This window comes from Streptomyces niveiscabiei, assembly GCF_001419795.1.
In the GTDB taxonomy this organism is placed as follows: Bacteria; Actinomycetota; Actinomycetes; order Streptomycetales; family Streptomycetaceae; genus Streptomyces; species Streptomyces niveiscabiei.
Genome location: NZ_LIRL01000245.1, coordinates 1 through 9,359 on the forward strand (window position 1 = coordinate 1; position 9,359 = coordinate 9,359).

8 protein-coding genes are annotated in these 9,359 nt (G+C 72.1%); 3 read left to right on the forward strand and 5 right to left on the reverse strand.

Features of this window, described 5'->3' with window-relative positions; genetic code table 11:
* The coding region (locus AOK24_RS13115) for a penicillin acylase family protein (protein ID WP_055720235.1) at positions 1–1,857 on the forward strand (1,857 nt) is incomplete at its 5' end.
* Here AOK24_RS13115 and AOK24_RS13120 read toward each other — a convergent pair.
* From AOK24_RS13120 to AOK24_RS13130, 3 genes are all read right to left on the reverse strand, one after another.
* Entirely contained in the window at positions 1,822–3,381 is a 1,560-nt protein-coding gene (locus AOK24_RS13120) for an acyl-CoA synthetase (protein WP_055720236.1), read from the reverse strand. The two genes, AOK24_RS13115 and AOK24_RS13120, sit on opposite strands and share 36 nt — an antisense overlap.
* Entirely contained in the window at positions 3,378–4,490 is a 1,113-nt protein-coding gene (locus AOK24_RS13125) for an NAD(P)H-dependent flavin oxidoreductase (RefSeq protein ID WP_055720237.1), read from the reverse strand. Before AOK24_RS13125 ends, AOK24_RS13120 begins: the two co-directional genes overlap by 4 nt.
* Positions 4,491–4,578: 88 nt before the next feature.
* A complete protein-coding gene (locus AOK24_RS13130) occupies positions 4,579–6,147 on the reverse strand; it encodes a phytoene desaturase family protein (RefSeq protein WP_055720238.1) in 1,569 nt (522 codons plus the stop codon).
* A 33-nt stretch (positions 6,148–6,180) separates the two neighbouring features.
* Between AOK24_RS13130 and AOK24_RS13135 the strand changes: the two genes are divergently transcribed.
* The gene (locus tag AOK24_RS13135) at positions 6,181–6,543 is read left to right on the forward strand and encodes a hypothetical protein (protein ID WP_109364318.1); all 363 of its coding nucleotides are present in this window, start codon (positions 6,181–6,183) and stop codon (positions 6,541–6,543) included.
* Between the two features lie 120 nt (positions 6,544–6,663).
* Positions 6,664–7,020: a DoxX family protein gene (locus tag AOK24_RS13140; RefSeq protein ID WP_010357727.1), complete on the forward strand. Its 357-nt coding sequence runs from the start codon at positions 6,664–6,666 to the stop codon at positions 7,018–7,020.
* Here the strand turns inward: AOK24_RS13140 and AOK24_RS13145 are convergent.
* Together AOK24_RS13145 and AOK24_RS13150 are read right to left on the reverse strand one after the other, a co-directional pair.
* A complete protein-coding gene (locus AOK24_RS13145; protein ID WP_055720240.1) occupies positions 6,997–8,610 on the reverse strand; it encodes an AMP-binding protein in 1,614 nt (537 codons plus the stop codon). The genes AOK24_RS13140 and AOK24_RS13145 overlap by 24 nt on opposite strands.
* Positions 8,611–8,632: 22 nt before the next feature.
* On the reverse strand, positions 8,633–9,359 hold a 727-nt coding region (locus tag AOK24_RS13150), incomplete at its 5' end, for a polyprenyl synthetase family protein (protein ID WP_206191192.1).

Consider the following 9,359-nt stretch of genomic DNA (forward strand, 5'->3'; position numbering starts at 1 on the left):
ACGACGGTCGACGTGGCCGCCCGCGTGTACGCCCTGTCGGTCCTCGGCGGCCACGGCGGAAACGTCGACGAGATCACCGCGGCCCAGCCGCCCACGGCCGGTTCCCCGGCGAGGAAGGCCGATCCGCGGGCCGTCATCCGCACGATGGAGCAGCGCGCGGCCGACGCCGCGATGGGCTCGAACGCGGTCGCGTTCCGCGGCGACACGACGGCGAACGGCCGCGGCCTGCTGCTGGGCAACCCGCACTATCCGTGGCACGGGGGCCGCCGCTTCTGGCAGTCGCACCAGACGATCCCGGGGCAACTGGACGTCGCGGGCGGCTCGTTGCTGGGCCTGCCGACGATCTCGATCGGCTACAACGCGCACATCGCGTGGAGCCACACCGTCTCGACGGGCGTCCCGTTCAACCTGACCCAGCTCACCCTGTCCCCGTCCGACCCGACCGCGTACCTGGTGGACGGCAAGCCGGAGCCGATGACCAGGCGCACGGTGACGGTCGCGGTGAAGGACGGCACGCCGGTGACGCGCACCCAGTGGTGGACGCGGTACGGCCCTGTCGTCGCCTCCTCCGACGCCGGGCTCCCGTTGCCGTGGACGGCGACGACGGCGTTCGCGCTGAACGACCCGAACACGGCCAACCTGCGGTTCGCGGACACCTCGCTCGGCTTCGGCAAGGCCCGGGACACGGCCGGGATCGCCGCGTCGCTGGCGCAGCACCAGGGCCTGCCGTGGGTCAACACGATCGCCGCCGACTCCACCGGGCACACGCTGTACTCCCAGTCGCAGGTGCTGCCCCGGATCACGAACGACCTCGCCGCGTCCTGCTCGACGCCGCTGGGCTCGGCGACGTACCCGGCGGCCGGGCTCGCGGTCCTCGACGGCTCGCGCACGGCGTGCGTGCCGGGGACCGACCCCGACGCCGTACAGCCCGGGGTCTTCGGCCCCGCCAAGATGCCGACCCTCAAAGACGCGCCGTACGTGGAGAACTCCAACGACAGTCCCTGGCTGACCAATGCCGAGCAGCCGATCACCGGGTACGAGCGGATCTTCGGGACGATCGGCACGCAGCGGGGGCTGCGGACGCGGGGTGCGATCCAGGATGTCGCGGCGCTCGCGGAGCGCGGGCGGCTGACCGTGCGGGACCTCCAGGCGCAGCAGTTCGCGAACCGGACCACGGCCGGTGCCCTGGCGGCGGCCGACGCGGCGAAGGCGTGCTCGGCACTGCCGGGCGGGGTGGCAACGGGGAGCAGCGGTACGGCTGTCGACGTCTCCGAGGCGTGCGGGGTGCTCGCCGCGTGGGACCGGACGGTGGACACCGGCAGCAGGGGCGCGCTGCTCTTCGACCGGTTCTGGCGGAAGTTGCCCGCGCAGCGCTGGAAGGTGCCGTTCTCGGCGGCCGATCCGGTGAACACGCCGAACACCCTGAACACCGACGGCCCGGCCTTCGCGGCGGCTCTCGCGGACGCGGTGACCGAGCTGCGGTCGGCGGGGATTCCGCTCGGTTCCCCGCTCGGGGAGCACCAGTTCGTCGTACGGAACGGGAAGCGCATCCCCGTTCCGGGCGGGACCGAGGGGCTGGGTGTGTGGAACAAGGTCGAGGGGCGGTGGGACCCGACGGGGGGCGGCTACTCCGAGATCTCGATGGGGTCCAGTCACATCCAGGCCGTCGGCTGGGACGGGAGCGGGTGTCCGGTGGCGCGGACGCTGCTCACCTACTCCCAGTCGTCGAACCCGAACTCGCCGCACTACACCGATCAGACGCGCCTGTACGGGCAGGAGCGGTGGGTGACGGCGCGGTTCTGCGAGAAGGACATCAAGGCGTCACCCGCTCTTCGCGTCGTCCGTGTCCACAACTGAGTCGGCCCAGTACGGCTCCCTCAACCGGCGTTTGTAGAGCTTGCCGTTGGGGTCGCGGGGCATCTCGGCGATGAAGTCGATGCTCTTGGGCCGTTTGTACCCGGCGAGTTGGCCGGCGCAGTGGGCGAGGAGGTCGGCGGTGAGGTCCGGTCCCGGGGTGAAGCCCGGGGCCGGTTCGACGACCGCCTTGACCTCCTCGCCCCAGTCGTCGTGGGGGATGCCGAAGGCGGCGGCGTCGGCGACGGCCGGGTGCGAGAGGAGGGCCGCCTCGATCTCGGCGGGGTAGATGTTGACTCCGCCGGAGATGATGAGGTCGATCTTGCGGTCGCGCAGGAACAAGTAGCCGTCCTCGTCGAGGAGTCCGAGGTCGCCGACGGTGAAGAAGTCTCCGATGCGGTTCTTGCGGGTCTTCTGCTCGTCCTTGTGGTAGGCGAACCCACCGGTGTTCATCTTCAGGTAGACGGTGCCGAGTTGGCCGGGCGGCAGCCGGTTGCCGTCGTCGTCGAAGATGGCCAACTCGCTGATGGGCCAGGCCTTTCCGACCGTGCCGGGCTTCTTCAGCCAGTCCTCGGCGCTCGCGAACGCCCCGCCGCCCTCGCTGGCCGCGTAGTACTCCTCGACACAGGTGCCCCACCAGTCGATCATCGCCCGCTTCACGTGGTCGGGGCAGGGGGCGGCGCCATGGATGGCGTGCCGCATGGAGGAGACGTCGTAGCGGGCGCGGACCTCCTCGGGGAGGGCGAGGAGGCGGTGGAACTGGGTGGGCACCATGTGGGTGTGCGTGCAGTGGTGACGGTCGATCAGGCGGAGCATCTCCTCCGGCGTCCACTTGTCCATCATGACCAGCCGGTGCCCGATGTTCAGCGACGCGCCCGCGAACTGGAGGACGGCCGTGTGGTAGAGCGGCGAGCACACCAAGTGGACGTTGTCGTCGAAGGGTTGGATGCCGAAGATGCCCAGGAAGCCGCCGAGGTAGGTCTCTTCGGGGAGTTTCCCGGGCAGTGGGCGGCGGATGCCGCGCGGGCGTCCCGTCGTCCCGGACGTGTAGTTCATGACCCAGCCGAGCGTGCGGTCGGCGGGGGCCGACTCGGGCTGTCCGTCGAGGAGTTCGGCGTACGGGCGGAAGCCGGCGATGCCGCCGACGGCGTACCGGTGGCTCGGCGGGAGGCCGGCTTCGTCGGCGGCCCGCGACGCCTGGTCGGCGAACCGTTCGTGGGCGATGAGGACCTTGGCGCCGGAGTCGGCGACGATCCAGGCGATCTCGGGGGCGACGAAGTGGTGGTTGACCGGGACGAGGTAGAAGCCCGCCTGGGTGGCCGCCAGGTAGGCGGCGATGACGTCCGGGGAGTTGGGCAGGACGATCGCGAAGGCGTCGCCGCGTTCGAGTCCGGCGGCGCGCAGGCCGTGGACGAGGCGGTTGGCCTGCGCGTGGAGGCGTCCGGCGGTCCACTCCTCGCCGTCGGGGGCGATCAGGACGACGCGGTCGGGGTGTTCGGCGGCCTGGGCCCAGAAGCCGGGGGTCATCGGGGGCTCCTTCCTGCGGCGATCCGGTTGACGCGCTCGACGGCTTGCTCGAAGCCGCGCGTGAGGTCGTCGACGACGGCCTGGACGCTGCGGACCTCGGTCATCCGGCCGACGATCTGCCCGACGGGCGTCCCGAGCAGGGGTTCGACCTCGTACTTCTGGATCCGGGAGAGCGCCTCGGCGACCAGCAGGCCCTGGAGGGGCATGGGCAGGGTGCCGGGGCCGTCCGGGTCGTCCCACGCGTCGGTCCACTCGGTGCGCAGCTGCCGGGCCGGTTTGCCGGTGAGGGCGCGGGAGCGGACGGTGTCGCCGGACCCTGCGGCGAGGAGCTTGCGGGTGACGGCGGCCGAGTGCATGTCGGCCTCGGCGGTGGTGAGCCAGAGCGAGCCGAGCCAGGCGCCCTGCGCGCCGAGCGCGAACGCGGCGGCGACCTGCGCGCCGCTGCCGATGCCTCCGGCGGCGAGCACCGGCAGCGGGTCGACGGCCTCGACGACCTCCGGGGTCAGGACCATCGAGGCGATCTCGCCCGTGTGCCCGCCGGCCTCGTAGCCCTGCGCCACGACGATGTCGATGCCCGCGTCCTTGTGCTTGAGCGCGTGCCGGGCGCTTCCGGCGAGGGCCGCGACCCGGACGTCGTGGGCGTGGGCGCGGGCGATGACGTCGGCCGGGGGTGAACCCAGCGCGTTGGCCAGCAGCTTGATCGGATAGTCGAAGGCGACGTCGAGCTGATTGCGGGCGACCTGTTCCATCCAGCCGGTGATCCGCCAGCCGGACGCCTCGCCCTCGGCGAGTTCGGGCACGCCGTGCTTGGCGAGGGTCTCGCGCACGAACTGCCGGTGCCCCTCGGGGATCATGGCCTCGACGTCGGCCTCGGTGACGCCCTCGACCTTCTTGGCGGGCATGACGACGTCCAGTCCGTACGGCCGTCCATCCGCGTGCGCGTCCAGCCAGTCCAGGTCGCGCTTGAGGTCGTCGGGGGCGGTGTAGCGGACCGCGCCGAGCACGCCGAACCCGCCGGCCCGGCTGATCGCCGCGGCGACGGCGGGGAACGGCGTGAAGCCGAAAAGGGCGTGCTCGACTCCCAGTTGGTTGCTCAGCTCCGTCTGCATGTCGCGCAGGATGCCGCAGACGGTCGTCCGAGGGAAGAGGTTTTCTGATGGATCGTCAGAAACCGTGCCCGACGTCAGCGGAAACCCGTCAACTCCGCTGCTCCAGTACGGCCATGGCCGCGTTGTGGCCCGGCACGCCGCTCACCCCGCCCCCGCGGATCGCGCCCGCGCCGCACAGATAGACGTTCGCGTGCGGTGTCTCGACGCCCCAACGCCCGTCGCCCTCCTGGGAGTAGGGCCAGGACAGGGCGCGGTGGAAGATGTTGCCGCCGGGCAGGCGCAGGTCGTGTTCCAGGTCGAGCGGGGTCTTCGCCTCGATGCAGGGGCGGCCGTCGGCGTCGGTGGCGAGGCAGTCGGCCAGGGGTTCGGCGAGATGCGCGTCGAGTTGGGCGAGGGTGCGGGTCAGGAGTTCCTCGCGGGTGGCGTCGTTGTCGTCGCGGAAGAGGCGGGCGGGGGTGTGCAGGCCGAAGAGAGTGAGGGTGTGATGGCCCGTCAGCTCCGGACCCAGGATGGTCGGGTCGGTCAGGGAGTGGCAGTAGATCTCCGAGGGCGGGGCGGTGGGGAGCCGTCCGGCGGCCGACTCGGCGTAGGCGGCGGCGAGTTGGCCGTATCCCTCGGCGATGTGGAAGGTCCCGGCGAACGCCTCGCGCGGGTCGACGGCGGTGTCCTTCAGCCGTGGGAGGCGCTTGAGGAGCATGTTCACCTTGAGCTGGGCGCCCTCGGCGGGCTCGGGCGGTGTGGCGCCGGTGAGGTGGGCGAGGGCCTGCGGGGAGGCGTTCACGAGGACGTGGCGGGCGGTGGCGACGCCCTCGCCGTCGGCCGTGCGGTAACTGACCTCCGCCGTACGGCCGTCGGTGTCGATCCGGGTGACCTCGTGGCCGGTGGCGAGGACGGCGCCGGCCTCGCGGGCCGCAGCGGCGAGGGCGTCGGTGAGGGCGCCCATGCCGCCGACGGGGACGTCCCAGGCGCCGGTGCCGCCGCCGATGACGTGGTACAGGAAGCAACGGTTCTGGGCGAGCGAGGGGTCGTGCGCGTCGGCAAACGTGCCGATCAGGGCGTCCGTCAGCACGACTCCGCGCACGGTGTCGTCCGCGAACCGCTCCTCGATCGCCGCCCCCACCGGCTCCTCGAACAGGGCGCGCCACGCCTCCTCGTCGTCGACCCTGCGCCTCAACTCCTCACGGCTCGGCAGAGGTTCGGTGAGCGTCGGGAACACGCGCCGGGCGACGTGCCCGGTGAGGCCGTAGAACCGCTGCCACGCCTCGAACTCCCGGTCCGAGCCGGTGAGTTCGGCGAAGGCGTCCCGGGTGCGGCGATCTCCGCCACCGACGAGGAGCCCGGTCGGCTTCCCGTGGCGCTCGACGGGCGTGTACGAGGAGATGTCGCGGGACCTGACCCGGAAGCTCAGACCGAGGTCCTTGACGATCTTGTCCGGCAGCAGGCTCACCAGGTACGAGTACCGCGACAGGCGGGCGTCCATCCCGGCGAACGGCCGCGTGGAGACCGCCGCGCCGCCCGTGCTCCCCAGCCGCTCCAGCACGAGCACCGACCGCCCGGCGCGGGCCAGATAGGCGGCGGCGACAAGGCCGTTGTGGCCGCCGCCGACGATGACGGCGTCGTACGCGTGGGATGCGTGGGATGCTTCGTGTGCAGGCATGGTTCTTGGTAGCACGGGTGGGGGTGCAGGAGCGTGATCACGCGTGACGTGCGGCTGGATCCGTACCGGCGAGGAGCGGCGCGGGTGTTCGCCGACCGGCAGGAGGTCGGGCTCCTGGTCACCCGGGTGGACCTCTGGCGGGAGTACACGGGCTGGCTGTGGCGCAGGCGCGTCACCAGCGAACAGGAGCTGCCGGAGTGGATGGTGTGGCCGGTGGGCTCCTCCGGCACGCTGACCGCCGACGACGGCGTGGTGCGGGGCGAGGACGTCGACGGTGAACTCGCCGACTGGTCGGCCGGCGTCTTCCGGATCGGCGGCACCGCCTACGAGCTCGAGTGGCTGCCGGTGAGCGAGGCGGAACCGGCGCACCGGGAACACGGCTGGGATGCCGTCTGACGTCCCAAGTGACGCGTGATCACCGAGACTTGGCGGGCCGTCGCCTGTACGATCAACGAAACTCGGGGGGCATCTCAGAACGGTGCTCAGCAAGGTCGTCCTCAAAGATGCGGAGAGAACTTGTCCACCGCTTTCGTCACCATGACCATCATCGGCGCGGTCTTCAACGGTGCCGCCGCCGTCACGTACCTGATCGGCCATGAGTACCCCAAGACCCAGGCGGACATGAAGGGCATCCCCCGCAAGTACGTCCCGGTCCTCGGGTCGTTGCTGGCGGCGGGCACCGTCGGACTGCTGGCCGGGCTCGCGGTGCCGGTGCTGGGCACGCTCGCCGCGATCGGTCTGATCCTGTACTTCGTGGGGGCGATCATCGCCCACGTGCGGGTGGGTTCCCGCAACATCGTGGGCGGGATCGTCTTCCTCGCCACGGCGGTGGCGATCCTCGTCCTCGGGCTACTCGACCACGGCCCCTGGTAGACCGGCCGCGAGGCGCCGGGAGAGTTCGACGCGGCGCGTCTTGAGGGTGGCGGTGCGCGGGAGCTGCGCCAGCGGGATCTGGACGGGCTCGGCGAGCTGCGGGTACCCGGCGGTGGCCGCGCGCCAGCGGTCGAGGTCGAGCGGCTCGTCGTGGTGGGTGCAGACGACCGGGACCGCCTCGGCGTCGGGCCCCTGCACGACGACCACCTCGGCGAGTTCCGTGAGTTCGTCGAGGAGGAGGTCCTCGATCTCCAGGTTGCTGCCGACGCCGGGGATCGCGTCGAACTCGCGGTCCAGCATGTGCAGGCAGCCGAACCGGGTGCGGTAGCCGACGTCTCCGGTGCGCCACCAGCCGTCGTTCAGGTTGGCGTCGTACCGCTCCTGCTCTCCGTGGTACGTCTTGGCGATGCCGTCCCACCGCACCTCGATGAACCCGGGGTTGTCCTGCGAGGGCCGCTGCCCGTCCCGGCTCACCAGCCGCACCTGCGCGCTGCCCGGCAGCGGGTAGCCGACGCAGCGGCCGTCCATGCGGTGCGCGAACCGGCGGAAGTACGGGCGCCCGGCGGCCGGCCCGACCTCGCTCTGGCCGTAGATCTGGAAGAACTGGGCGCGCTGCGTGGAGGCGTGCAGCAGGCGGCGTACGGTGCGCGGGTGGATCGCGTCGAAGGTGCTGCTGAAGTACTTGACGGACGCGAACGGGCGGCGCGCGTCGTCGGCCAGCTCCTCCCAGGCGAGGAACGTGTTGGGCAACGCCTCGATCAGCCACGGGCGTTGAGCGGCGAAGAAGGTGGCGACGGCGTCCGGGGTGCCGTCGTTGACCAGCAGCGGCGGCATGCCCTGGAGGAGGCACAGGGACATCGCCGCGAAGGTCCGGGAGTGGCCGAACGGGGTGTGGATCGCGACGGTGCCGCGCTTGCGCATCAGGCCGAGCAGGAAGATCTGGGGGCGCAGCCGGGAGCGCATCGTGCGGGGCGTGTGGACGACGAGTTTCGGCAGGCCGGTGGTGCCCGAGGTGTGGGTGATCATCGCCGGTTCGTCGAGGCCGCGCAGCACCGGGCGGACCGGCACCGAGCCGTCCAGCGAGGCGAGCGGGACCGCGCCGTGCCCGGCGTCGCCCACGCCGAGCACGCCCCGGGTCAGCGTGTCCAGGTCGACGCCGTCCCCGGTGAGGGCGCCCAGCTTGGGGCCGTCGGTGATCAGGTGGGGGCGGTCGAGGCGGGCGAGGAGCGCGGAGAGGGCCTCGGAGTCCAGGTGGTGGGAGAGCATCACCGGGACCGCGCCGAGGCGTTCGACGGCCGTCGCGAGGAGCCAGAGGTCGAAGTTGGGTGCCTTGCAGATCACGACGTGTCCGCCGGAGCGGACTCCGGCGACGGCGAGACGGTTCGCCATGTCGGCGACGTGGCGCGCGAGTTGAGCGACCGTCAGATCGCGTCCGGCGTCGGGCAGGACGTCGAGGTCGTGGTCGAGGACCACCGGCATCGCGCCGCGCACGCGGGCCGCCGCCTGCGGGACGACGCCGAGGTAGAGGCCCTTGCGGTGCAGGGCGGCGTGGTCGGGTTTGGGGCTCAGGCGGTACAGGAGTGTGCTCATGGCAGGGGTCCTTCGGGAGTCGTCAGCGGTCGCGGTAGGCGACCAGGTCGGCGAGTTCTTCGAGCCGCAGGCGCCAGGTGTCGGGCAGTCCGGCGCCGGTGACGGCCGTGCGGGCGTCGGTCACGAGGGCGTCGATGCGTTTCTCGACGTCGGCGCGTACGCCGGAGGCGAGGAGGGCGGCGTGCAGGGGGGCCGGGTTCCAGTCGGCGTGCCGGCTCTCCTCGACGAGCCGCGCCACCTCCGGGTCCTTGGCGGCGCCCAGCGCGATCAGCAGGGTCATCTTGTGCTCGTCGAGGTCCAGGCCGGCCGGCTTGCCGGTGACCTCCTCGTCGCCGAACGCGTCCAGCAGGTCGTCCCTGAGCTGGAACGCCTCCCCGGCCGCGACCCCGTACGCCTCGAACACGCCGTACAGCGCGGGGCGTCCGGCGAGGGCCGCGCCCAGGGCCAGCGGGCGGTGGATGGTGTAGCGGCCGGACTTGCAGACGGCGACCCAGCGGGCCAGGGCCTCGTCGGGGACGGCCTCGGCGGCGAGGGCGACGTCCAGTTGCTGGCCGACGATCATCTCGGTGACCAGCTCGTGCCAGACCTGTGCCGCCGGGCCGGTCAGCGTGCCCGCGAGCCGGTTCGCGTAGCTCAGGGCGAGGTCCCCGGCGAGGATCGCGACGCCCTCGCCGTACCGGCGCGACTCCCCCGCCCAGCCGCTGCGCGCGTGCAGGGCCGTGTGCGCGGCGGCTGGGCGGGGGAGTCGC